This is a genomic window from Tomitella biformata AHU 1821 (assembly GCF_000524475.1).
Classification (GTDB): domain Bacteria; phylum Actinomycetota; class Actinomycetes; order Mycobacteriales; family Mycobacteriaceae; genus Tomitella; species Tomitella biformata.
Window position 1 is genome coordinate 18,676 of sequence record NZ_BAVQ01000018.1, and the last position, 23,632, is coordinate 42,307.

Here is a 23,632-nt window from a genome sequence, read left to right on the forward strand (position 1 = left end):
CGGGGTGCTGAGCCAGCAGGAATTGGGAGCAGGGATGGAGGGGAGATCAAGGTGGACGATTCGGCGGTGGCGAAGGTGATTCCGCTGCGCGGTGGGGACCGTGCGCGACGCACTGAGGCGGCCGGCGCCGGACCTGCCGACTCCGGTGCTCGCCAGAACAGCGCCGGCGGTGCTGGCCGTGGGGTCCTGCGCCACCTCAACGGGTCGGACGCTGCCGCAGAACCCCTGACTGTGGAAGAGGTCGGCTCCCAGTTCGGCGATCAGGTGGCGGGGGCCCTGGAGTTTCTGCGCCGGCGCATCACCGGCGACTACGAGGTGGACGACTACGGCTTCGACCCGCACTTCAACGAGGCCGTGCTGCTGCCGGTGCTGCGGCCCCTGTTCGAGAAGTGGTTCCGCGTGGACGTCAGCGGCATCGAGCACCTCCCGGAGTCGGGCGGGGCGCTGCTCGTGTGCAACCACGCTGGCACCATCCCAGTGGATGGGCTGATGCTGTCGGTGGCGGTCCACGACCACCACCCGCTCAATCGAACCCTGCGAATGCTGGCCGCGGATCTGGTGTTCCAGACCCCGCTCCTGGGCACCGTCTCCCGGAAGGCTGGGCACACCCTCGCCTGCCACCCGGACGCGGAGAGTCTGCTGCGCGACGAGGAATTGGTCGCCGTCTTCCCCGAGGGCTTCAAGGGCGTCGGCAAACCGTTCTCCGACCGCTATAAGTTGCAGCGTTTCGGCCGTGGCGGGTTCGTCACGTCCGCCCTGCGCACCGGCGCGCCCATCGTGCCGGTCGCCGTCGTGGGGTCAGAGGAAATCTACCCGAAGATCGCGGACTTCAAGCCCCTCGCCCGGCTACTCGGCCTGCCGTATTTCCCCATCACTCCGCTCTTCCCGCTGCTCGGCCCGCTCGGCGCCATCCCGCTGCCGTCCAAATGGCATATCGAGTTCGGCGAGCCCATCGTGACCTCCGGCCACGACGCCGTCGCAGCCGATGACCCGATGGTGACCTTCGACATGACCGACCAGGTGCGCGAGCAGATCCAGCAGACGCTGTATCGCCTGCTGGCCAATCGCCGCAACGTCTTCCTGGGCTGAGATCCCTCGACCTCGCCGAGAAAGGCGAAGTTGACGCGAATCCGCTGCAAACGCGTCAACTTCGTCATCTTCGACGGTCGTGGCAGTGCGGCCGGGCGGGTCGTGGCTGGGCCGACCTCAGCCTGGTGCCTAGTCCTCCTGGCGCCGGCTCAGCACTGCGGCAGCGGCGCCGCCGACAGCACCCAGCGCGAGGGCGGTCGGCACCCCGATCTTGGCGGCCTTGCGCCCCGTGCGGAAGTCGTGGATCTCCCAGCCGCGGTTGCGGGCGACCTCGCGCAAGTCCGCATCGGGGTTCACGGCGACGGCGGTGCCCACCGCGGTGAGCATGGGGACGTCGTTGTGGCTGTCGGAGTACGCGGTGCAGCGCTTGAGGTCGAAGCCCTCGCGGACGGCCAGGGCGCGGACGGCGTGCGCCTTGCCGAGCCCGTGCAGGATGTCGCCGACGAGGCGACCGGTGAACTTGCCGTCCTCGCTCTCCACAACAGTCCCGAGCGCGCCGGTCAGGCCGAGCCGCTTGGCGATCACCTGGGCCAGGATCAGGGGGGTTGCGGTGACGAGCCAGACCTGCTGGCCGGCGTCGAGGTGCGCCTGGGCCAGGGCCATAGTGCCCGCCCAGACCTTGTCGGCGATGACCTCGTCGTAGATGTCCTCACCGAGGCTGCTGAACTCCTCGGTCTCGCGGCCGGCGATGAAGGACAATGCCTTCTCCTTGCCGCTCGCGACGTCCTCGCTGCTCTCTTTGCCGGTGACGCGGAATTTGATCTGCTGCCAGCCGAACTGGGCCATGTCGGAGACGGCAATGTACTTGCGGGCGGCCAGGCCGCGGGCGAAGTGGATGATCGAGGCGCCCTGGACCATAGTGTTGTCCACGTCGAAGAAAGCGGCGGCGGTCAAGTCCGGGGTGACGGGGGCCAGGGGGGCGAGGGCTCCGGGGCCCTCGGCGACCAGGAGCGCATGGGCTGCGTCGGCACTGGCCTCGCCAGCCTCGTTCTGCCGTAGTGCGGACGGGGTGGGGCCCAGTGGATTGCGTCCGTTCAGGCGGCCGATGCGGCGGCGGCCGGACTCGAATACACGCGAGCCGGTCAACCTGCTCGGCGTCGGTTCCTCTGACTGTTCTGGCACATGGACCTCCTGCTTGAGTGTGCCGGTGGACTGCGAGAACACTCCAACCCTAACTGTCCGGGCGCTGCGATGGACCTACCGCCCGCCCGTCTCTGCGAGCCCTCCGCCCGTTGTGATTTGCATCTCCGGAAATCAGGCGTCGGGAGGTGTCGGCTTCCGGGCTGCTGGTGGCCGCACGGACGCGGTGGGGGATACGGGATGATGGGGTTCGACCGCGCCGTCTGGGCGGGCGCCGCGAGCGTGGAGGAAAGAGGCCAAGTGATGGGCAACCGTCGGGCGATCATGTTGCTCTCGAGGGCAGGCTGCAGCAGCTGTGTGGATGCGGATGCGTCACTTCTGTTGCTGTGCAAGGACTTTGACGTCGACTACTCGGTGATTGATGTCGACGCGGCGGCGGGGGAGAACCCGGAGTTGCGGGCCGAATTTGGCGATCGGCTGCCAGTTGTGCTCTTGGACGGCCGCGAGCACAGTTATTGGGAGGTCGACGAGGACCGATTGCGGGCGGACTTGGCACAGTGAACGCCGCCCACGGCGTGTACCCCCCATACGTCAGCGGGAGGACTACCGTGTAGTGGGGTACCTCGTCAACTTTGTGCAAGTCTTCACAAGCGGTTACCGTGGGGAGAGCCAAGCGCTGGGCAGGGCCGATATATGGGTCTGTCCAGTCGCCCAATCGCCTCGGCTGCACTAAGGAGCCTTCGACGTGACGGATCGACACCATGTGGGGGGACCTATGTCCCCGCAGTCCGGTGTCTCCTCGGCCGATGCCGCATCGTCAGGCCAGCCTGCTGTCGCCAATCGTCGCACAGCTCCTCACCCGGGCCTTGTCCGGGATATCCCGAAGGCGACGGTCGGCAGGCTCGCCAGCTATCTCCGCGCGCTCAGCGCGCTTGCGGATGACGGGATCGCGAGGGTCTCCAGCGAGCAGTTGGCGGACGCCACCGCGGTCGGCTCGGCGACGCTGCGCAAAGACCTCTCCTTCTTGGGCTCGCAGGGCGTGCGCGGGGTGGGCTACGAGGTCGCGAGCTTGACGGAGTCGATCGAGTCCGCTCTCGGCCTGGACCTGGGCCACCGTGTGGTGCTCGTGGGGGTCGGCAACTTAGGCCTCGCGCTGACGGGGCACGGCGGCTTCGGCCGGCGCGGGTTCACCGTCGTCGCGCTGTTCGACATCGACCCGGCGAAGGTCGGGACCACGGTGCGCGGCCTGCGGGTGCGGCATCTGGACGAGCTTCCGGAGGCCACCGCGGATCCGGAGAGCATTATCGGGGTCATCGCGACCCCGCCCGACGCCGCGCAGCAGGCGTGCGACCGACTGGTGGCAGCCGGGGTGCAGAGCATCCTGAACTTCGCCCCTGTGGTTTTGAAGGTTCCGGAGAATATCGAGATGCGCAGGGTGGATCTGGCAGTGGAGATGCAGGTGCTTTCATTCGGGCTGGCCCGAAATTCGCGACGTGACACGGCGACGGTGACGCGATGAGCGTCCTACTGGTGGGGATCTCCCACCGAAGCGCGCCAGTCTCGGTCCTCGAGAAGGCCGCGGTGTCCGAGGCGGACCGGCCCAAACTGCTCGACGCGTTGCTGCGGTCCGCGCACGTGTCCGAGGCGATGCTGGTCTCCACCTGCAACCGCATCGAGATATACGCCGTCGTCGACGCCTTCCACGGCGCCCTCGCCGAGGTGACCGAGCTGTTCGCGGACCACTCAGAGATGGACGTGCAGACGCTGACCCCGCACCTGTATGTGCGCTACAGCGAGGCCGCGGTGGAGCACCTGTTCACTGTCGCCTCCGGCCTGGACTCGATGGTCGTGGGCGAGCAGCAGATCCTCGGCCAGATCCGCTCGGCCTACGCCGCGTCGGACGCGCAGCAGGTGGCGGGCACCGCGATCCACGAGCTGGCGCAGAAGGCGTTGCGCGTGGGCAAGCGCGTGCACACCGAAACCGGCATCGACTCCGCCGGCGCGTCCGTCGTGTCGGTGGCGCTCGAGCGCGCCGCGCAGATCCTGACCGGCGAGCGCGAGCTGTCAGGGCTCCAGGGTCGCCGCGCGGTGGTGCTCGGCGCCGGCGCGATGGGCGGATTGTCCGTCGCGAACCTGATTCGCGCGGGCATCGGCGAGCTGCTTGTCGTGAACCGCACCGCGGAGCACGCAGCCCGGCTGGCGGAGACCGCCGCGGAGGCCGGTGTGCCGTCCCGCGCGCTGGGGATGGACGAGCTGGCCAACGCGATGAAGGACGCCGATGTCGTGGTGACCTGCACGGGCGCGGTCGGCGCTGTGGTCACCCTCGCGGATGTGCATCTCGCGCTGGCGGCCCGCACGGTCGACGGCCCGATGGTGTTCTGCGACCTCGGCCTGCCGCGCGATGTCGATGCGGCCGTGCTCGGCCTGCCGTCGGTGGTCGTGCTGGACATGGAGGCACTGCAGAAGGACCCGGGCGCCGGGGCCGCGCAGGCCGACGCGGAGGCGGCCGCCGCGATCGTCGCGGACGAAGTGCTCGCCTACCTGAACTTGCAGCGCGCCGCCGAGGTCACGCCCACCGTGACCGCGCTGCGCCAGCGTGCCGCCGAGGTGGTCCAGGCGGAGCTGCTGCGCCTGGAGTCCAAGCTGCCCCAGCTCGGCGAGTCGGAGCGCTCCGAGGTGGAGCGCACCGTACGCCGGGTTGTGGACAAGCTGCTGCACGCGCCGACGGTGCGCGTCAAGCAGTTGGCGGCGGCCCCCGGCGGCGGTTCCTACGCCGAGGCGCTGCGTGAGTTGTTCGAGTTGCGGCCCGGGGTCACCTCGGCAGTCGCCACCTCCACCGAGAATGTTGAGCAAGAGGAGACACTGCAGTGACCGCAAACCCGATCCGGGTGGGTACCAGGGGCAGTGTGCTCGCGACGACACAGGCCGGCACGATCCGCGATGCGTTGATCGCCGCCGGGCACCCGGCGGAGCTGGTCATCATCTCCACGTCTGGCGACCGCTCGATGTCGCCGGTGCAGACCATCGGCGTCGGCGTGTTCACCGCAGAGCTGCGCGATGCGCTGCTCGATGACCGCGTCGACATCGCCGTGCACTCCTATAAGGACATGCCCACCGCGCCGCAGCCGGGCCTGACGATCGCCGCCGTGCCGCCGCGCGAGGACTCCCGCGACGCGCTCGTGGCCCGTGACGGGCTCGTGCTGGGCGAGCTGCCGGCCGGCTCCACCGTCGGCACCTCGGCCCCGCGCCGCGTCGCGCAGCTGCGGGCGCTGGGCCTGGGCCTGGATGTGGTGCCGCTGCGCGGCAACCTCGAGCGCCGGCTCGGCCGCGTCGACAGCGGTGAGCTTGACGCGATCATCCTGGCGCGCGCCGGGTTGGACCGCACCGACCGCACGCACCGGATCACCGAGACCCTCGACCCGCTGCAGATGCTGCCGGCACCCGCGCAGGGCGCGCTCGCCCTTGAGTGCCGCACCTCCGATGTGGACATGGTGGCGCTGCTGCGCACGCTCGACGATCCCGCCTCGCACTCCGCGGTCATCGCGGAGCGCGCCGTGCTCGCCGAGCTCGAGGCGGGCTGCAGCGCACCCGTCGGCGCGCTGGCAGAGGTGGTCGAGTCCACCGACGCCGACGGCAATCCGATCGACGAGATCTCCATCCGCGGCTGCGCCGCCGCGCTCGACGGCTCCGAGGTGCTGCGCGCATCCCGCGTCGGCCCCGTCGAGGATGCCGAGGCGCTGGGCCGGGCGGTGGCCGTGGAACTGATCGAGAGGGGCGCCGCGGACTTGATGCGCGAGCCGGAGGGACATCACTCATGAGGAAACCGCCGGCGGGTCCGCCTGCCGCCACCACATTGCTTATCCAACGAACCGCACTTGCACTGGAGATTGACCGATGAGTCGCGCACGTAAGACACCCCCCGGCCGGATCCTGTTCGTGGGCTCGGGGCCCGGTGATCCAGCCCTGCTCACCCTCCGTGCCCGCGATATCTTGGCCCAGGCCACGGTCGCGTTCACCGACTCCGACGTCGACGCCGGCGTCCTAGAGCTCGTCGGCGTCGATCTTGAGGCCGACCCCGAGACGGGCGAGCGTCCCGGCGAGGTCCGCCCCGCACTGGGCGAGCCCACCGATGTCGCAAAGGCCCTGGTCGCCGAGGCCAAGCTGGGCCACGACGTCGTGCGCCTAGTCTCCGGGGACCCGATGACCACGGACTCCGTGATCGCCGAGCTCACCGCCATCGCCCGCACTCAGGTGCAGTTCGAGGCCGTTCCCGGCTTGCCCGTGGGCAGCGCCGTCCCGGCCTACGCCGGGATGCCGCTGGGCTCGAGCCACACTGAGATCGACGTGCGCGGCGACGTGAACTGGGCCGCACTGGCCGCCGCCCCCGGGCCCCTGGTCCTCCAGGCCGCGTCCGGGCACCTCGCCGAGACCGCCAGCGCGCTGGTCGAGAACGGCATGGCCCCGCAGACGCCCGCCGCGATCACCGTGCGCGGCACGACGCGCCAGCAGCGGACCGTCGAGGCGACCCTGGCCACGCTCAACGAGGTCGGCTCCGAGCTCGTCGGCCCGCTCGTCGTCACCGTCGGCAAGGTCGTCTCGCAGCGCCACAAGATGTCCTGGTGGGAGTCGCGTTCGCTGTACGGCTGGACCGTGCTGGTGCCGCGCACCCGCGACCAGGCGGCAGTGATGAGCCGCCGCCTCGTCACGCACGGCGCCATCCCCAAAGAGGTGCCGACGATCTCCGTCGAGCCGCCCCGCAGCCCTGCCCAGATGGAGCGCGCGGTCAAGGGCCTCGTGGACGGCCGCTACCAGTGGGTCGTGTTCACCTCGACGAACGCCGTCAAGGCCGTGTGGGAGAAGTTCCAGGAGTTCGGCCTGGACGCCCGCGCGTTCTCCGGCGTGAAGATCGCCTGTGTCGGCCGCGCGACCGCCGAGAGCGTCCGCGCGTTCGGCATCGAGCCCGAGATGCTGCCGAAGCCGACGGAGCAGACCAGCGAGGGCCTGCTCGCCGAGTTCCCGCCATTCGACGACATCCTGGACCCCGTCAATCGGGTCCTGCTGCCCCGCGCGGATATCGCCACGGAGACCATCGCCGACGGCCTGCGCGAGCGTGGCTGGGAGATCGAGGACGTCACCGCGTACCGCACCGTCCGGGCCGCCCCGCCGCCCGCCGAGACCCGCGAGATGATCAAGACCGGCGGCTTCGACGCGGTGTGCTTCACCTCCTCGTCCACCGTCCGGAACCTGGTCGGCATCGCCGGCAAGCCGCACGCCCGCACGATCGTCGCCTGCATTGGCCCGAAAACGGCCGAGACGGCGCGCGAGTTCGGCCTCCGCGTGGACGTGCAGCCCGAGATCGCCGAGATCGGCCCGCTAGTTGAGGCGCTCGCCGAGCACGCCGCGCGGCTCCGAGCCGAAGGCGCCTTGCCACCCCCGCGCAAGAAGTCCCGCCGACGCTAAGACCACCACTAACGGCCGCCACCTCGTGGCGGCCGTTAGTGTCTTGGCAGGTCTAGTTGCTCACCAGGAGGCTGTAACAATGTTCCCGGATCATCGCCCACGCCGTTTGCGGACCACCCCGGCTATGCGCAGGCTGGTCGCCGAGACCAGCCTGGAGCCGCGACAGCTGGTGCTGCCGATGTTTGTCGCCGACGACATCAGCGCGCCGCGGCCCATCTCCTCGCTGCCCGGCGTTGTACAACACACCCAGGAATCGCTGCTCGTCGCCGCAGCGGAGGCCATCGAGGCCGGGGTCGGGGGACTGATGCTCTTCGGCGTGCCCGGGCATCGGGACGCCGTCGGCTCCGGCGCCGACGACCCGGACGGCGTGCTCAACCAGGCCCTCGCGTCGCTGCGCGCCGAGTTCGGCGATGACACCGTGCTGATGGCCGACACCTGCCTCGACGAGTTCACCGACCACGGGCACTGCGGCGTGCTCAGCGTCGACGCGAATGGTCGCCAGCGCATCGACAATGACGCGACGCTGCAGCGCTACGTCGACATGGCCCTCGCACAGGCCGAGGCCGGGGCGCACGTGCTCGGGCCCAGCGGCATGATGGACGGCCAGGTAGGCGCCATCCGCGCGGCCCTCGACGCCGCAGGCTTCCGGCACACCTCGATCCTGGCGTACTCCGCGAAGTACGCGTCGGCGCTGTACGGCCCGTTCCGTGAGGCTGTCGGCTCCACTCTGACCGGCGACCGCAAGACCTATCAGCAGGACGCCGCCAACCGGCGCGAGTCCATCCGCGAGGTCTCCCTGGATCTGGCCGAGGGCGCGGACATGGTGATGGTCAAGCCCGCGTCGCTGTACCTGGATGTGCTGCGCGAGGTTGCGGACATCTCCGACGTGCCGGTGGCCGCCTATCAGGTGTCCGGCGAGTACGCGATGATCTGCGCGGCCGCGGAGAAGGGCTGGATCGACAAGGACGCGATGATCCTGGAGTCGCTCACCTCGATCCGCCGTGCGGGCGCGGACATTGTGCTGACCTACTGGGCCGCCGAAGTCGCCGCCCGACTCTCCCGATGAGGGCGGGCGCCGATTACGGTGTGGGCATGGATCAGGCGAAGCCCGAGAAGCCGGTTGATATCCGCACGGCATTTGAGCTCTGGTGCGCCGTCGCGGTCCTGGGCGTGTTCGCGTCGATTGCCCTGGTCTTCGTGACGCTCGGGGACCGGGCCGCATACACCGAGGAGCTGACCCGCCGACTCAACGAGATGGACCCCAGTGGCGCAGCCACGGTGGACATCTCGTTGGCGTTCAATCTGGGGCTGGCCATCGCCGGCCTTTTCGGGGTGGCTATCGCCGTCCTCGTCTACTTTCTGGCGCGCCAACTTCGGGCCGGAAAGGGTTGGGCACGCTTGCTTCTGACCGGCGCCACAGCGTTCGTGGTGGTCTCGGCCATCAGCTCGTTTGCCGCCGAGCGGCAGTCGGGCATCGCCCCGATGGCGCTGGCGATCCTGATGATCCTGCAGGCTGTGCTGGCGGTGGGCGCGACGGTGTTGTCGCATCGGCGTGACGCGAGCGTGTACCTCGCCAAGCGGCCCACCCCATGAGCGAGGTGCTCTACACGGAGCCCGGCGCCCGGTGGCGGGTGCTCCTGCTCGCCCCGATCTTCGCGGTGGTGGGTCTGGTCTCCGACGCGCTGCTCGGCAGCGGAATGCGCTGGTTCGTGTGGGTGCTCGCCGCGCTCATCCTCGGGGCTATCGGCTCCTGGATGGTGCACGCGGCCCGGCAGCACACCAGCGTCTCACTCACGCGCGAGGTGCTCGTCCAGGGCCAGGACGAGTTGCCGACGAGCGACATCGTGAAGGTTTTCCCCGCGGCCCCGCGCAATCGCACCCGCGACGATCCGGCCGAGCACTGGGAGTCGGCCCGCGCGCTAGGCGAGATCTCCCGGATCCCGCGTGGCCGGCGAGGGGTCGGCATCCAATTGCGCCGGGGTAACCTCACGCAGGCCTGGGCCAAGGACGACGATGCATTGCGGACTGCGCTGCAGGCGATCCTGGACGCCCGGAGAAAGGGGTCGCGACCCACATGAGATCCCAACGCATTGGCGGCGCCGGCGAATTGGCTGCGGCCCTCGTGCTTCTTGGCGCGGCGCTCTGGCAGTGGCTGTCGGGCGTCTATCAGTCCCGCACTGCCGTACAGCTGCCGAGCGGGGCCGAACAGTGGCTGACCGTCTACGACGGCCCCCACATCATCTCGGCCTTCGCGCTGGCCGCGGCGGCGGTCCTACTGCTGGTAGACGGTGCCATGCGGCTGCGCGCCGTCAGCGTTGGAACTGGAACCTGACCTGGTCGCCTGGCCGGAGTTGGGCGGCGGACGCGACCGAATGAGCCCGCAGCACCGCGATCACGGGATAGCCGCCGGTGGGCGGATGGTCGGCGAGGAAGAGGACGGGCTGCCCGTCCGCCGGCACCTGCACCGAGCCGACGGCCATGCCCTCGCTGGGCAGCTCACCGTGCCGGGACCGCTCCAGCGGGAGCACGCCGCCTAGCCGGACCCCCACCCGGTTCGCGTCATCCGTGACCTTCCACCGCTGGGTGGTGAGCGCGGCCAGCGCGGCTGGGGTGAACCAGTCGGCGCGGGGCCCGGGGGTGACGAACAGCGGGGCAGGCTTGGGTTGCGCCGTCGGGATGAAGTCCATTGCCGGCCACTGGGCCCGCGCTGTGCCGACCCGCAGCACATCGCCGGGGCGCAGGGGAGGGGGTCCGAGGCCTGAGAGCAGGTCGGTGGACTGGCTGCCCAGCACGGCTTCGCCATGGATCCCGCCGCGGACCGCCACATAGTTCCGGAGCCCGGCCACGGGAGCTGCCACGGCGAGCACGCAGCCGTCGCACATCTCGATCAGCGCGTGGTCTCCCACCGGGTGGCCGTTGAGCGCAATAGCGGTGCGCGGGCCGGTGACCGCGACCAGCACCTGGCCGTGCGCGCGGACCCGCAGCCCACCGGCGGTGGTCTCCAGACACGCAGCGCCCGGCACGTTGCCGGCGAGCCTGTTCGCCGCGCGGTACGCCGGCAGATCGGCCGCTCCGGAGCGGCCGACGCCGAGCGCGCCGACGCCGCGGCGGCCCTCGTCTTGGACGGTGGTCAGCGGGCCGGGGGAGAGCACCTCGAGGGCGCTCATAGTGCGCGGAACCGCACGACGGCGCCGGGGTGGATGAGGGCAGGGGGCTCGCGGCCGGTGTTCCACAGCTCGATGTCGGTGTGGCCCAACAATTGCCAGCCGCCGGGCGAGGAGCGCGGATAGACGCCGCTGAATTCTCCGGCCAGGCCCACACTGCCGGCGGGGACGGACACCCGGGGCGTGGCGCGGCGGGGCACCCGCAGCCGGGGACCGCCGCCGACGAGGTAGCCGAAGCCCGGGGCGAAGCCGCCGAACGCGCAGGTCCACTCGGTCTCGGTGTGGGCGTCGATGACCTCGGCGACGGTCATCCCTGTCAGCTCGGCGACGGCGTCGAGGTCGGGTCCGTCATAGCGCACGGGGATCTCGACGGCCGTGGCCGTCCGCGCCGGCGCGGGGGCGGCGGAGATTGATCGGATCCAGGTGGTGACGGCGGGCCGGGGCAGGCCCTCGAAGCAGACGAGGACGGTGCGGGCGCCGGGGACGAGGTCGCTGATGCCCTCTCCACGCGCCGCCTCGGCCGCCGCGCTGAACGCGAGAACCTCTGGCAGGGAGTTGAATTCGACGAGAATTGCTGACTCGCCACAATCGAGGAGGCGCATCAGCTCACCGGAACGGGCGAATTGCCACGTCGGCGGCGGCGAGGCGCTCGCGCACCGCGCGCGCGATGCCGACTGCGCCGAGGGTATCGCCGTGTACGCAGATGGAGTCTGCCGCCACCGTGAGGATGGCTCCGTCGACGGCCTCGATGGTGTGCTCGGTCGCGAGGCGCGCCATGCGGTCGGCGATGACGGCGGCGTCGCGGAGGACGGCGCCCGGCTCACGACGTGAGAGGAGGGATCCGTCGGGGTTGTAGGCGCGGTCCGCGAAGGCCTCGACGATGGTCCGCAACCCGGCGTCCGCGGCCTCGGCCAGGAACACCGAGTCCGGCAGCCCGAGGACGGGCAGGGCTGCGTCGTACTCCCGCACCGCCCGCACCACGGCCCGCGCCTGCTCGCGGTGGTGCACTATCGCGTTGTACAACGCGCCATGGGGTTTGACGTACTCCACACGCCCGCCGCGCGCCCGGGCCAGGCCGTCGAGCGCCCCGATCTGGTAGATCACGTCTGCCGTCAGGTCGGCCGGGTCCATGTCGATGAAGCGGCGACCGAAGCCGACGAGGTCGTGGTAGCCGACCTGCGCGCCGATCGCCACCCCGCGCTCGATCGCAGCCTCGGCGGTGGCCAGGAGCGTTGTCGGGTCGCCCGCGTGGAAGCCGCAGGCGATGTTGGCGCTGGTGACCACGTCGAGCATGGCGCCGTCATCGCCCAGCCGCCAGTGGCCATAGCTCTCGCCAAGGTCGCAGTTCAGGTCGATGGCGGGGCTCATCCCCCTACCCTCCCACGAGCTCATGCCGCCGCAAGTTTGCTGGCCGAGCTGCTGCGGGCGCGCACCGCGGCGTAGATCCGGGCGAGCACGTAGATGCCGAAGGAGATCGAGGTGACGAACACCGAGACGGGCACGCCGGGCGCGAGCGAGAGGATGATGCCGCCCACCACGGAGACCTCCGCGAACAGGATCGACAGCATGGTCGCGCGCAGTGGGCTGGCGGTCAGGTGCGCGGCGGCGGCGGCGGGCGTGATCAGCAGCGAGAGCACGAGCAGCGCGCCGACGATCTGCACGCCCATCGCGGCGGTGATGCCGACGAGGACGGCGAAGACGATGGCCAGCAGTCGCAGTGGCACGCCGCGGGCGGCGGCGACATCGGGGTCGACGCTGGCGAACCACACCGGCCGGTAGATCAGCGCCAGCACGCCGAGCACCACGACGGCGGACCAGACGAGCAGCTGGATGCCGGTGCTGTCCACACTGACGACCTGGCCGACCAGCAGCGAGAACTTGTTGCTGGTGCGCGCGGGGTTGAGCCAGATGAACAGCACGGACAGGCCCAGGCCGAACGCGAGGACCGCGCCGATGACGGAGTCCTGCTCTCGAGCCCGCGTGCCGAGCAGGCCGAAGACGATGGCCGCGAGCACCGCGCCGCCGATGGCGCCGATGCCGACGCTGACGCCGAACAGCAGGCCGAACGCCGCGCCGGCCATCGACAGCTCGCTGGTGCCGTGCACGGCGAAGGACATCTGCCGGCTGACGATCAGGGGGCCCATCACGCCCGAGACGAGGCCGATGATGGCGGCCGCGATCAGCGCGTGCTGGACGAAATCGAGGCGCAGCAACTCCCCGGTCTGGTCGAAGGACCACATCTGCTGCCACAGCTGGGTGAGCTTCTCGTTCACAGGGTTTCTCCGGGTCCGACCATGGGGGAGGTCAGGCAGGTCTCGTCGAGCTGGTCGTGGGTGCCGACGACAACCACCCTGTCGCGGACCCGCAGCACGTCCACCTGGGTGCGATATAGGTCCGAGAGGACCTGGGAGGTGAGCACCTCGTCGGGCGTGCCGACGATGAAGCGGCCGTCGACGATATAGAGGACGCGATCGACCATGGGCAGGATCGGGTTGATCTCATGGGTGACGAACAGGACCGCGGTCTCGGCGGCGTGCCGGCGGTTGTCGATGAGCTGGGCCACCATCCGCTGGTTGGCGAGGTCCAGGCTCAGCAGCGGCTCGTCGCAGAGCAGCACCGCGGGGTTCCCGACGAGGGACTGGGCCACGCGCAGGCGCTGCTGCTCGCCGCCGGAGAGCACCCCGACGGGGGAGTTGGCGTAGTGCGTGGCGCCGACGGCCGCGAGGGCGGCATCGACGGCGGCGCGGCGGCCGGTGCGGCCCCGCAGGCCGAGGCCCCACTGGTGTCCGTCGAGTCCGAACTCCACGAGGTCGCGCCCGCGCAGCGTTGTGCCCGCGTCGAGCGTCTTCTGCTGGGGGATGTAGCCGACGCGATCGTTGCCCGAGCGCACCGGCTTGCCGGCGATGCTGGCGTGCCCGCCGCTCAGGGGCTGCAGGCCGAGGAGCACCTTGAGCAGGCTCGTCTTGCCGGAGCCGTTGGGGCCGAGCACCGCGAGGAACTCACCGGGCGCGACGGTCAGGTCGAGCCCGGACCAGAGCGTGCGGGGGCCGAAGCCCAGCGCGGCATTTTCGAGCGAGATGGCGGCCGCGCTCATGCGGTGGCCGTGCCCAGCCCGGTGAGGACCTCCTGGACCCACCCGACATAGTGCTGGCCGTCCGGCAGCGACTCGGAGACCAGCACCACCGGCAGCCCATCTCCCTCGGCGGTGGTGCGCAGCGACTCGGTGGTGGGGCTCTCGGTCTCGATGTTGTAGACGAGGGCCGCTGCGGCGCCGCTGCCCAGGAGAGTGCGGAGTTCGGCGATCACGGCCGGCGCGGGATCGGAGCCGTGCTCGACGGCCTCGCCGAACTCCCGCGGGGTGAGATCCTCGATGCCGGCCTGCGCCAGGAGGTAGTGGGTGACCGGCTCGGTGGCGAGCACGGGCCGGGGGCCGCTGGCGTGGATGGCGGCGGCCTCGTCGGCGAGCTCGCGGAGCTGCCCGTGCAGGTTCTCGGCGTTGGCGGTGAACGTGGCGGCGTTGGCGGGGTCGATGGCGCCGAGCTGGTCCGCGATGGCGGCGGCGACGGCGTCGGCGGTGCTCAGGTCGAACCACACGTGCTCGTTGTCGTCGTCCGCGGTGCGTGTGCCGCCGAGGCCGCGGTCGGTGATCGGCAGGGCGTTCGCGTCGATGGCCGGGCCGGCGGCGTCGGCGGACTTCAGGATCGACGCCATGAACTGGTCGTAGTGGCCGCCGTTGTAGACGACAAGGTCGGCCTTGGCCACGGCCAGGATGTCGGCGGGGGCCGTCTCATACTCGTGCGGGTCCTGGTTGGGCCCGATAATCGTGTGCACGGTGACCGCGTCCCCGCCGACCGTGGCCGCGATGTCGCCCCACACGTTGGTGGACGTGACAATCTGCGTGCGTCCGTCCGCGACGGAGTCGGAGGCGCTGGCGGAGCAGCCGGCGAGGGCCAGTGTGGCCCCGGCGGCGAGGACAGCGGTGGCCGCGACGATGCGGGCGGAGATGGATGGGCGCACGGGCTCGCTCTCGTAAGAATTCACTACTAAAGGGAATGATTGTCATTACAGAGTAGCGCATGCCGACGGGGGTTCTCGACACCGCGAGACTGGCTCAGGGGCGAACTACTCGGACAGCAGCACCGCGCAGCGCAGGAGTCCCAGGTGGCTGTATGCCTGCGGGTGGTTGCCGAGCGAGCGCTCCGCCACCGGGTCGTATTCCTCCGACAACAGCCCGGTGGGGCCGGCGACCTTGACCATCTGGTTGAACAGCGTCTCCGCCTGGGAACGCTGGCCCGTCAGCAGATAGGCCTCGATCAGCCACGCGGCGCACAGGTGGAAGCCGCCCTCGGTGCCGGGCAGGCCGTCGTCGTGGTGGTAGCGGTACACGGTGGAGCCCGTCCGCAGCACGGCCTCGGTGGCGGTGACGGTCGCGACGAACCGCGGGTCGACGGGGTCGATCAGTCCGGCGAGCCCGATGTGCAGTGTCGCCGCGTCGAGGTCCACGCCCTCGTAGGCCGCGGTGTAGGAGTACGCCTGCTCGTTCCAGCCGTTCTCGAGGACGTCGTCGGCGATCTTCTGCCGCAGCGCCGCCCACTCGGGGTCGGCCTCGCGGCCGAACTCCGCAGCCAGGCTCAGCGCGCGGTCGATGGTGACCCAGCACATGACCTTCGAGTACACGTGGTGGCGCGGGGCGCCGCGTATCTCCCAGATACCGTTGTCCGGCTCCGGCCAGCGTTGCGCCACGGCCGAGGCCATGGCGAGCACAAGGTCCCAGTCTCGGTCGGTGAGCGGGATGTCCACCCCCGCCCGGCGACGCGAGTGCGCCAGGTCCGAGATGAGGTCGGCGATGGGGCCGAACACGTCCAGCTGCACCTGCTGGTTCGCGGCATTGCCGATGCGCACGGGCCGCGAGCCCGCGTAGCCCGGCAGCGAGTCCAGGACGGCCTCGGGCGGCAAGTTCCCGCCGTGCAAGGTGTAGAGCGGATTGAGGCGCTCGGGCCCGGGCAGCGTGGCGAGCACGTCGTGCAGCCAGTCGAGGTAGCCGGTGGCCTCCGTGTGGGAGCCGACGAGGACCAGGGCCGACGCGGTCAGTGCCGCGTCGCGGAGCCAGCAGTAGCGGTAGTCCCAGTTGCGGACGCCGCCGATCTCCTCGGGCAGCGACGTGGTGGCGGCGGCCATGATCGAGCCGGTCTCCGCGTGCACCAGCGCACGCAGCGTGAGCGCGCTGCGCTTGATCAGCGAGGGCTTGAGCGGCGGCAGCTCCAGGGTGGCGGCCCAGTCCCGCCAGTGGCTCTCGGCAATCTCGCGGCGCTCCGCCTCGCTTCGGGTGGCGGCATCGAGATCATCTGTGCCGCAGCGCATCTCAAGGACTACGGGGCCGCTGGATAGGTTGATCTGCGCAATTGCGGTGCCCTGCGATCCGTCCGCGGCCAGCTCCCACGTGACGCCGGGCGAGCGCAGGACCATCGGCTCGTTGGTGCCCAGCACGCGTAGGCCGTTCTCGACGATCTCGAGCTGCACATGCGCCTGGCCGAACTCCGGGCGCGGCGCGAAGGTGACCGTCGCGGTGCCGGTGCCGCTGAGCACTCGGGTGAAGTCGGTGCGGCCCGCGGGCACGTCGTGGGGCAGGTAGTCGGTGACGAGCACGCTGGCCCAGCGGGTCTCGACGGTCATCGTGCCGTCGACGTACTCCTGGCTCAGCGGGAGGCCGTTGTGCGCGGGGGCTATGGAGAAGTGCCCGGCGGACGCGCCCCCGACCAGGGACGCGAACACGGACGCGGAGTCCGGGTGGGGGTGGCAGAACCACGTCATCGACGCGTCGGGGGTGAGAATAGCCTTGGCGTTGGGGCTGGCGAGCATGGTCAGGCGCTCGATGGGCGGCGCGCTCTCGCCCAGCAGCCAGGCCCGGCGCTCCTCCAGCAGGAACGCGAGGATGCGGGCGACGTCCTCGGTGTCGGTGACGCGGTGGGTCGCGCCGGTGGGGCCCTCGCCGACCTTGACCCCCACGTCGGGGCCGCGGAGGCGGCGGAAGGCCTTCTCGTCGGTGACGTCGTCGCCCAGGAACACCGTCGCCGACGCGGCGGCCTGATGACGCAGGATCTCCAGCGCGTTCCCCTTGTCGGTGGGGATCACGGACAGCTCGATCACGGCCTTGCCCTCGGTGACCTGCACGTCGGTCCAGGTGGCCGCGCCGGCACGCACAGCGTCGAGGGCCTGGTCGCCGTCGTCGGGGGAGGCATTGCGCACGTGCAGCGCTACGGAGGCCGGCTTGGTCTCGATGGTGACGCCGGGATGGGCCGCGGCGATGGTGCGCAGCTCGGCGATCAGCTCCACCAGCAGGTCCCGCGCGGCGGGGGCGATCTCCTGGATGAAGCCGATGTCGAACTCAGAGCCATGGCTGCCGACTAGCTGCACCTCCACGGGCAGCCGGGAGAGCGTGGCCAGGTCGCGCAGCGCGCGGCCGGAGATGACGGCGGCCGTGGTGGCGGGGAGGGACGCGAGCGAGCGCAGGGCTCGCACGGACCCGGGATGTGGGAACGCGTCGTCCGGATTGTTGACGATCGGCGCGACGGTGCCGTCGTAGTCCGACGCCACGAGAAGACGGGGCGACCGGGCCACGGCGACTAGCGCGCGGCGGAGCTCAAGGGGCAACTGATGGAAAGACAACGGTTGGAACCTCGTCCTGCACTGGTAGGTGGCTGAACTGCTACCAGCAGTCTAAACGTGTGGGCCGCGGTCAGCGGATCTCGTCGACGCCGTTGCCCATGAGCAGCTTGATCGTCAGCGCCAGGCGGTCTGCGACATCGGTGGCAGTGGCGCGGCGGGTCAGCCAGGCCACGAGGTTCGACATCCACACGTCCGAGATCACGCGCGAGACGTTGAGCTCGTACTCGGTGGGCTCCTCCGAGTTGGTGAGCGCACGCGCGAAGATCCGGTCGATCAGATCGCCCACGTGCGCCACCTCGGCGGCCGCGGAGGCGTCGGCGAACATGAACGCGCGGGTCATGGCCTCGGTGAGGAGTGGATCGCGCTGCATGACGGTGGTGATCTGACTGAGCATCATCTCGAGGCGCTCGGCCGTCGTCATCTGCGACGGCATGCGACGGTCGGTCTTGGTGTTCAGGCGCTCGAACTCGCGGGCCAGGGCGGAGACCAGGAGGTGCACCTTCGATGGGAAGTAGCGGTACAGGGTCCCGACGGCGACGTCGGCGCGCTCGGCGACGGCCCGCATCTGGACGGCGTCGTAGCCGCCCTTCGACGCGAGGGCCAGGGTCGCGTCGAGGATCCGCTTGCGCCGCTCGCGCTGGGCCGTCGAGCTCAGCTCGTCCTCGCTGAGCGTGGGCACGACGCCATCACGTGGGCCGCTTCGGGAGCCTTGCGTCATCTGAGCCGATCTCCATCCATTGTCCGCCGGCACCTTCACTCGAGTGGCGGGCTGAGGCAATCGTACTAGAACATGTTCTACGGTGGCTATGAGACACCGGTATGCCGGTGACCGAGCCTCCGGGGTGACCTATCGCCCCCGAGGTGTTTCAATGCCGAAAGAGCACATCCGACACTGTTGAGGGGATAGGTACAGAGTGGACTTCACTCGTGATGAGGGGCAGCTTGCGGTGGCTGAGGTCGCCGCGGCAGTGCTCCAGACAGCCGAGGGCACCGAGGTGCCGGCTGGTTCAGACTTCGATTCTGTGTTGTGGCAGCGAATGGCCGCCGAGGGCATCCTCGGCCTGGCCCTGCCGTCCTCGATCGGCGGCGACGACCTCGGTATCGCCGAGATCGGCGTGCTGCTGGGCGAGGCGGGCAAGGTGGCCGCGCAGGTCCCCGTGCTTGAGACGCTCGGCTTTGGCGTGCTGCCGCTGCTGGCGCTCGGCGCGGATGCCAAGTGGCTCGACGGGGTGGCTGCGGGCGCGATCCTCACCGCCGCGCTCGACGAGCCGGGCACCGCGATGCCGGCAGACCCGCTGACCACCGCCGCAGCTGATGGCGACGGTTTTGTGGTCACCGGGCGCAAGGTCGCCGTGCGCTTCGGCGCGCAGGCCAAGCTGATCCTGGTCCCGACGTCGGCCGGTGTCGCCGTCGTGGCCCCGGATGCCGATGGTGTGGAGCTGACTCGCACGCACACCGGCTCCGGCGCCCCCGAGTACACGATGGTGCTCTCCGGCGCCCGCATCGCGGCCGACGCGATGCTCACCGGTGCGAGCCTGCCCGACGTGTACCGCATCGCGCTCGCCTCGATCGCCGCGTACGCCGCGGGCCTGGCCACCGGCGTCACCGCGCTGACCGCCGCGCACGTGGGCACCCGCGAGCAGTTCGGCAAGCCGCTGGCGACCTTCCAGGCCGTTGCGCAGCAGATCGCCGACGTGTACGTCACCGCCCGCACGCTCGAGCTCGCGGCCACCTCGGCCTGCTGGCGACTGAGCACCGGGCGCGACGCGGAGGAGGACGTCGCCGTCGCCGCGTACTGGCTGGCTGAGGAGCTGCCCGCGGCCATGCAGATCTGCCACCACCTGCACGGCGGCCTCGGCGCCGACGTGACCTACCCGATGCACCGCTACTACGAGCACGCCAAGGACCTGGCGCGTCTCGTCGGCGGACCGTCGGCCCGACTGGAAATTCTCGGCGCGCTCGGCGCCCGCGACTATGGCGTGGAGGCAACGTGTTCATCGATCTGACGGACGAGCAGCGGGCGCTGCAGGCAGAGATCCGGGAGTACTTCTCCACGCTGATCTCGCCCGAAGAGGCCGAGACCATGGTCACCGAGCGCCACGGCCCCACCTACCGCGAGGTCATCCGCCGGATGGGCCGCGACGGCTGGCTGGGCGTGGGCTGGTCGAAGGAGTTCGGCGGCAAGGGCTTCGGCGAGATCGAGCAGCAGATCTTCACCAACGAGGCGGTGCGCGCGAATGTGCCGCTGCCGTCGGTGACGCTGCAGACCGTCGGACCCACCCTGCAGATGTACGGCACGGAGGAGCAGAAGGCGCGCTTCCTGCCGCTGATCCTCAAGGGCGAGGTGCACTTCGCCATCGGCTACACCGAGCCGGACGCCGGCACCGACCTGGCGGCGCTGAGCACCAAGGCGGTCCGCGAGGGCGACGAGTACATCATCAATGGCCAGAAGATCTTCACCACGGGCGGCCACGACGCCGATTTCGTGTGGATGGCCGTGCGCACCGGCACCGCGGACTCGCGGCACCGGGGCATCTCGATCCTGATCATGGACACCACGGATCCGGGCTACACCTGGACCCCGATCATCACCGCGGACGGCGCGCACCATGTGAACGCCACCTACTACGAGAACGTGCGCGTGCCCGCGGACATGCTCGTCGGCGAGGAGAACCGCGGCTGGCGCCTGATCACCACCCAGCTCAACCACGAGCGCGTCATGCTCGGACCGTCGGGCCGCGTCGCCGCGCAGTACAGCCGGGTGGCGGAGTGGGCCAAGCGCCCTGGCCCCGACGGCAAGCCGCTGCTGACCCAGCCGGATGTGCAGCGCAACCTCGCGGACATCCGCGTCACCCTGCGCCTGAACGAGCTGCTCAACTGGCAGGTCGCCTCGGCCACCGGCGACGTCGACATCGCCGACGCCTCCGCCACCAAGGTGTTCGCGACCGAGCGCGTCCAGCGCGTGGGTCGTCTCGCCGAGGAGATCGTCGGCCGCTGGGGCGACCCCGCGGACCCCGAGACCGGCGAGCTGCTCGCCTGGCTGGACGTGCAGGCCAAGCGCAACATGGTCATCACGTTCGGCGGCGGCGTCAACGAGGTCATGCGCGAGCTCATCGCCACCTCCGGCCTGAAGCTGCCGCGGGTGCCCCGATGACCGACAACATTCTTGCCGCTGCCCAGCAGGTACGCGACGGCGGCCCCAGCGCGGCGCGCGCCGGCCGCGACCCCATCAATCAGCCCATGGTCAACAACTGGGTCGAGGCCATCGGCGACGCCAACCCGATCTACGTCGACGAGGCCGCAGCCATTGCGGCCGGGCATGACGGCGTCGTCGCCCCGCCCGCCATGGCTCAGGTCTGGACAATGCGGGGCCTGACCGGCGTGCGCCAGGCGGACGATCCTCTCGGCCGCATGACGGACATCCTCAACGAGGCCGGCTACACGTCCGTCGTCGCGACCAACTGCGACCAGACCTACCACCGCTACCTCGCGCCCGGCGACGAGGTCACGATCGAGTCTGTGCTCGAGGACGTCGTCGGACCCAAGCAGACGGGCCTCGGCGAGGGCTGGTTCTTCACCACCCGGAACATCTGGCGCGACGCGGCCGGCGAGGTCGTGGCCGAGATGATCTTCCGGATCCTGAAGTTCCGCCCCGGCGTGAAGAAACCTGTGGGGCCGGTAGCAGCCAGCGGAGCCCCCGTCGACGACCTCGACGGCGCCCGCATGATGCGCCCGAGCGCCTCCCGCGACACGCTCTACTTCTGGGAGGGCGTCGCGGCGCACGAGCTGCGCCTGCAGCAGCGGCCCGACGGCTCGCTGCAGCACCCGCCCGTGCCCGCGGTGTGGAAGGACAAGACGGAGACCACGGACTACGCCGTCGCCTCCGGCCGGGGCACGGTGTACAGCTTCGTCGTGCACCACGCGCCGAAGGTGCCGGGTCGTCCGCTGCCGTTCGTCGTCGCGCTGGTCGAACTCGAGGAGGGCGTCCGCATGCTGGGCGAGCTCCGCGACGTCGACCCGTCTTCGGTGGCCATCGGCCAGCAGGTCCAGGTCGACTTCATCGACTTCCCGGCCGATCCAGACAATGAGGCCAAGGGCCCGTGGACGCTGTACTGCTGGCGTCCCGCACCGGCAACCTCTGTGGAGGAGAACTCGTGACACCGCTACTGCCGCCCACCGTCGCGGTGGGGGACAAGCTCCCCGAGCTGACCATCGAGGCCACGCCCACGTTCGTCGCGTCGACCGCTATCGCGACGCGCGACTTCGAGGACGTGCACCATGACCGAGACCAGGCGCAGGCGCGCGGGTCCAAGGATATTTTCGTCAATATCCTGACCGACACGGGTCTGGTGCAGCGTTACGTCACGGACTGGGCCGGCCAGAGGGCGATCATCAAGTCGATCCAGCTGCGCCTCGGCGTGCCGTGGTACGCCTACGACACGCTGACCCTGACCGGCACGGTCGAGTCCATCGAGGACGGCCTGGTCACCCTCGCCGTCGTCGGCACCGACTCGCTGGGCAAGCACATCACCTCGACCGTCACGCTGGTCATGGACGGGAGCGCATTATGAGTAAGGCCAATGAGAGCTGGCTGTCTGGGAAGGCCGCCATCGCCGGCATCGGCGCGACGGACTTCAGCAAGGAATCCGGCCGCAGCGAGCTGCGACTGGCCACGGAGGCCGTGAACCTGGCCCTCGAGGATGCGGGCCTGCGGCCCGAGGACGTCGACGGGCTCACCTCGTTCACGATGGACACCAACATCGAGATCGCCGTCGCTCGCTCGGTCGGTATCCCGGAACTGAAGTTCTTCAGCCGCATCCACTACGGCGGCGGAGCCGCGGCCGCGACCGTCCAGCAGGCGGCGCTCGCCGTCGCCTCGGGCGTTGCCGACGTCGTCGTCGCGTACCGCGCGTTCAACGAGCGCTCGGGCCACCGCTTCGGCCAGGTGAACGAGGGGCTGGTCGACCAGGTGAACTCCTCCGGCGCGGACTACTCCTTCTCCTACCCGCACGGGCTGTCCACCCCCGCGGCCTCGGTCGCGATGATGGCGAAGCGCTACATGCACGAGACTGGCGCCACCAGCGAGGACTTCGGGCGCATCGCCGTCACCGGGCGCAAGCACGCGGCGACGAACCCGAACGCCTTCTTCTATGGCAAGCCGATCACCCTCGAGGACCACCAGAACTCGCGGTTCATCGCCGAGCCGTTGCACCTGCTCGACTGCTGCCAGGAGTCCGACGGCGGCATCGCCATCGTCATCGTCTCCGCGGAGCGGGCCAAGGACCTCAAGCAGAAGCCCGTCAACATCCTCGGAGCCGCCCAGGGCAGTGCCAAGGATCAGTACACGATGATGAGCTACTACCGGGATAGTCTTGCGGCCATTCCGGAGATGGGTCTCGTCGGCGACCAGCTCTGGGCGCAGTCGGGCCTTCGTCCCCAGGACATGGACATGGCCATCCTGTACGACCACTTCACCCCCTATGTCCTCATGCAGCTCGAGGACCTCGGCTTCTGCCCGCGCGGCGAGGCCAAGGACTTCGTCCGCCAGCCCGGCGCCCTGGAGATCGGCGGCGTCCTGCCGCTGAACACCCACGGCGGCCAGCTCGGCGAGGCCTATATCCATGGGATGAATGGCATCGCCGAGGGAGTCCGTCAGATCCGCGGCACCGCGGTGAACCAGGTAGCGGGCGCCGCGCGCCTGCTCGTCACCGCCGGCACCGGAGTGCCCACCTCCGGCCTGGTGCTGGGGGAGTAGTCCAGCAGCTCTCGGGCTTGCCCCCGTTTCGTGTGTTCGCCCCTGTTGCAGCGGGGGCAGGGCCACGAAACGGGGGCAAGCTGCGTATTAGGGGGTGGATCCGACACGGCCTAGTCGATTTACCCAGCGGACGGGCCGTTTTGGCAATCTTCGTGCCGGTCGAGTTCTGCTGTTCATCTTCATTTACCCCTCTGACCAGCGGAGTTGTGAACCTGGGCATCATCGCGTAACTTAGTTCAAGTCGGAGCAACGAGCAGCAGCCCGGGCCAAACGGACCGGGAAGTTCAAGCGTGCGTGTGTGCTACGGTAGTAAACGTGCGCCACTGAGAACGACGGGGTAAGAGACCCCGAAGTTACGGTGTGCGCGTGTTCTTTGAGAACTCAACAGTGTGTCGATGAATGTCAGTGCCAAATAATT

At 69.9% G+C, this 23,632-nt stretch carries 24 protein-coding genes; 15 read left to right on the forward strand and 9 right to left on the reverse strand.

Features of this window, described 5'->3' with window-relative positions; genetic code table 11:
• Window positions 1-51: 51 nt before the first annotated feature.
• On the forward strand, window positions 52-1,089 hold the full coding sequence (locus TBIF_RS07880) for a lysophospholipid acyltransferase family protein (RefSeq protein WP_024794282.1): 1,038 nt from the start codon (window positions 52-54) through the stop codon (window positions 1,087-1,089).
• 129 nt (window positions 1,090-1,218) lie between these two features.
• Here TBIF_RS07880 and TBIF_RS07885 read toward each other — a convergent pair whose 3' ends face one another.
• Window positions 1,219-2,175, reverse strand: coding sequence for an HAD family hydrolase (locus tag TBIF_RS07885; protein WP_024794283.1), 957 nt, complete (start codon window positions 2,173-2,175; stop codon window positions 1,219-1,221).
• A gap of 297 nt (window positions 2,176-2,472) precedes the next feature.
• On the opposite strand from TBIF_RS07885, the gene TBIF_RS07890 reads away from it, so the two are divergent.
• From TBIF_RS07890 to TBIF_RS07930, 9 genes are all read left to right on the forward strand, one after another.
• Window positions 2,473-2,730, forward strand: a complete 258-nt coding sequence (locus TBIF_RS07890) for a glutaredoxin family protein (protein WP_038170396.1) — start codon at window positions 2,473-2,475, stop codon at window positions 2,728-2,730.
• Between the two features lie 214 nt (window positions 2,731-2,944).
• On the forward strand, window positions 2,945-3,688 hold the full coding sequence (locus TBIF_RS23225; RefSeq protein WP_051461422.1) for a redox-sensing transcriptional repressor Rex: 744 nt from the start codon (window positions 2,945-2,947) through the stop codon (window positions 3,686-3,688).
• Window positions 3,685-5,040, forward strand: a complete 1,356-nt coding sequence (locus TBIF_RS07900) for a glutamyl-tRNA reductase (protein WP_024794285.1) — start codon at window positions 3,685-3,687, stop codon at window positions 5,038-5,040. Before TBIF_RS23225 ends, TBIF_RS07900 begins: the two co-directional genes overlap by 4 nt.
• Window positions 5,037-5,987, forward strand: coding sequence for a hydroxymethylbilane synthase (gene hemC, locus TBIF_RS07905; protein WP_024794286.1), 951 nt, complete (start codon window positions 5,037-5,039; stop codon window positions 5,985-5,987). Before TBIF_RS07900 ends, hemC begins: the two co-directional genes overlap by 4 nt.
• A gap of 76 nt (window positions 5,988-6,063) precedes the next feature.
• The gene (locus tag TBIF_RS07910) at window positions 6,064-7,629 is read left to right on the forward strand and encodes a bifunctional uroporphyrinogen-III C-methyltransferase/uroporphyrinogen-III synthase (protein WP_024794287.1); all 1,566 of its coding nucleotides are present in this window, start codon (window positions 6,064-6,066) and stop codon (window positions 7,627-7,629) included.
• 79 nt (window positions 7,630-7,708) lie between these two features.
• The gene (gene hemB, locus TBIF_RS07915; RefSeq protein WP_024794288.1) at window positions 7,709-8,695 is read left to right on the forward strand and encodes a porphobilinogen synthase; all 987 of its coding nucleotides are present in this window, start codon (window positions 7,709-7,711) and stop codon (window positions 8,693-8,695) included.
• Between the two features lie 26 nt (window positions 8,696-8,721).
• On the forward strand, window positions 8,722-9,222 hold the full coding sequence (locus tag TBIF_RS07920) for a hypothetical protein (RefSeq protein WP_024794289.1): 501 nt from the start codon (window positions 8,722-8,724) through the stop codon (window positions 9,220-9,222).
• A complete protein-coding gene (gene mce1N / locus TBIF_RS07925; RefSeq protein WP_024794290.1) occupies window positions 9,219-9,707 on the forward strand; it encodes a transport-regulating membrane protein Mce1N in 489 nt (162 codons plus the stop codon). The genes TBIF_RS07920 and mce1N overlap by 4 nt, the downstream gene beginning before the upstream one ends.
• Entirely contained in the window at window positions 9,704-9,961 is a 258-nt protein-coding gene (locus TBIF_RS07930; protein WP_024794291.1) for a hypothetical protein, read from the forward strand. The genes mce1N and TBIF_RS07930 overlap by 4 nt, the downstream gene beginning before the upstream one ends.
• Here TBIF_RS07930 and TBIF_RS07935 read toward each other — a convergent pair.
• The 8 genes from TBIF_RS07935 to kstR all read right to left on the reverse strand — a co-directional run bounded on the left by TBIF_RS07935 (window position 9,939) and on the right by kstR (window position 18,177).
• On the reverse strand, window positions 9,939-10,796 hold the full coding sequence (locus tag TBIF_RS07935; protein WP_024794292.1) for a 5-oxoprolinase subunit C family protein: 858 nt from the start codon (window positions 10,794-10,796) through the stop codon (window positions 9,939-9,941). The two genes, TBIF_RS07930 and TBIF_RS07935, sit on opposite strands and share 23 nt — an antisense overlap.
• Window positions 10,793-11,395: a 5-oxoprolinase subunit B family protein gene (locus TBIF_RS07940; protein ID WP_024794293.1), complete on the reverse strand. Its 603-nt coding sequence runs from the start codon at window positions 11,393-11,395 to the stop codon at window positions 10,793-10,795. Before TBIF_RS07940 ends, TBIF_RS07935 begins: the two co-directional genes overlap by 4 nt.
• A 4-nt stretch (window positions 11,396-11,399) precedes the next feature.
• Window positions 11,400-12,161, reverse strand: coding sequence for a LamB/YcsF family protein (locus tag TBIF_RS07945; protein WP_024794294.1), 762 nt, complete (start codon window positions 12,159-12,161; stop codon window positions 11,400-11,402).
• Between the two features lie 20 nt (window positions 12,162-12,181).
• Window positions 12,182-13,066: a metal ABC transporter permease gene (locus TBIF_RS07950; protein ID WP_024794295.1), complete on the reverse strand. Its 885-nt coding sequence runs from the start codon at window positions 13,064-13,066 to the stop codon at window positions 12,182-12,184.
• Entirely contained in the window at window positions 13,063-13,887 is an 825-nt protein-coding gene (locus TBIF_RS07955) for a metal ABC transporter ATP-binding protein (protein WP_024794296.1), read from the reverse strand. The genes TBIF_RS07950 and TBIF_RS07955 overlap by 4 nt, the downstream gene beginning before the upstream one ends.
• Complete coding sequence (locus TBIF_RS07960; RefSeq protein WP_084611607.1) at window positions 13,884-14,834, reverse strand: metal ABC transporter solute-binding protein, Zn/Mn family; 951 nt, start codon at window positions 14,832-14,834, stop codon at window positions 13,884-13,886. The genes TBIF_RS07955 and TBIF_RS07960 overlap by 4 nt, the downstream gene beginning before the upstream one ends.
• Before the next feature lie 81 nt (window positions 14,835-14,915).
• Entirely contained in the window at window positions 14,916-17,459 is a 2,544-nt protein-coding gene (otsB, locus tag TBIF_RS07965; protein ID WP_024794298.1) for a trehalose-phosphatase, read from the reverse strand.
• Between the two features lie 70 nt (window positions 17,460-17,529).
• Window positions 17,530-18,177, reverse strand: coding sequence for a cholesterol catabolism transcriptional regulator KstR (gene kstR / locus TBIF_RS07970; protein ID WP_024794299.1), 648 nt, complete (start codon window positions 18,175-18,177; stop codon window positions 17,530-17,532).
• Window positions 18,178-18,373: 196 nt separating this feature from the next.
• Here kstR and TBIF_RS07975 point away from each other — a divergent pair, with 196 nt between their 5' ends.
• The 5 genes from TBIF_RS07975 to TBIF_RS07995 are packed head-to-tail and all read left to right on the forward strand — an operon-like array spanning window position 18,374 to window position 23,214.
• Window positions 18,374-19,465, forward strand: a complete 1,092-nt coding sequence (locus TBIF_RS07975; protein ID WP_024794300.1) for an acyl-CoA dehydrogenase family protein — start codon at window positions 18,374-18,376, stop codon at window positions 19,463-19,465.
• On the forward strand, window positions 19,450-20,613 hold the full coding sequence (locus TBIF_RS07980; RefSeq protein WP_024794301.1) for an acyl-CoA dehydrogenase family protein: 1,164 nt from the start codon (window positions 19,450-19,452) through the stop codon (window positions 20,611-20,613). Before TBIF_RS07975 ends, TBIF_RS07980 begins: the two co-directional genes overlap by 16 nt.
• A complete protein-coding gene (locus tag TBIF_RS07985; protein WP_024794302.1) occupies window positions 20,610-21,617 on the forward strand; it encodes a bifunctional MaoC family dehydratase N-terminal/OB-fold nucleic acid binding domain-containing protein in 1,008 nt (335 codons plus the stop codon). Before TBIF_RS07980 ends, TBIF_RS07985 begins: the two co-directional genes overlap by 4 nt.
• Window positions 21,614-22,030: a MaoC family dehydratase gene (locus TBIF_RS07990; protein WP_024794303.1), complete on the forward strand. Its 417-nt coding sequence runs from the start codon at window positions 21,614-21,616 to the stop codon at window positions 22,028-22,030. Before TBIF_RS07985 ends, TBIF_RS07990 begins: the two co-directional genes overlap by 4 nt.
• Window positions 22,027-23,214: a lipid-transfer protein gene (locus TBIF_RS07995; protein ID WP_024794304.1), complete on the forward strand. Its 1,188-nt coding sequence runs from the start codon at window positions 22,027-22,029 to the stop codon at window positions 23,212-23,214. Before TBIF_RS07990 ends, TBIF_RS07995 begins: the two co-directional genes overlap by 4 nt.
• Window positions 23,215-23,632 lie beyond the last annotated feature (418 nt).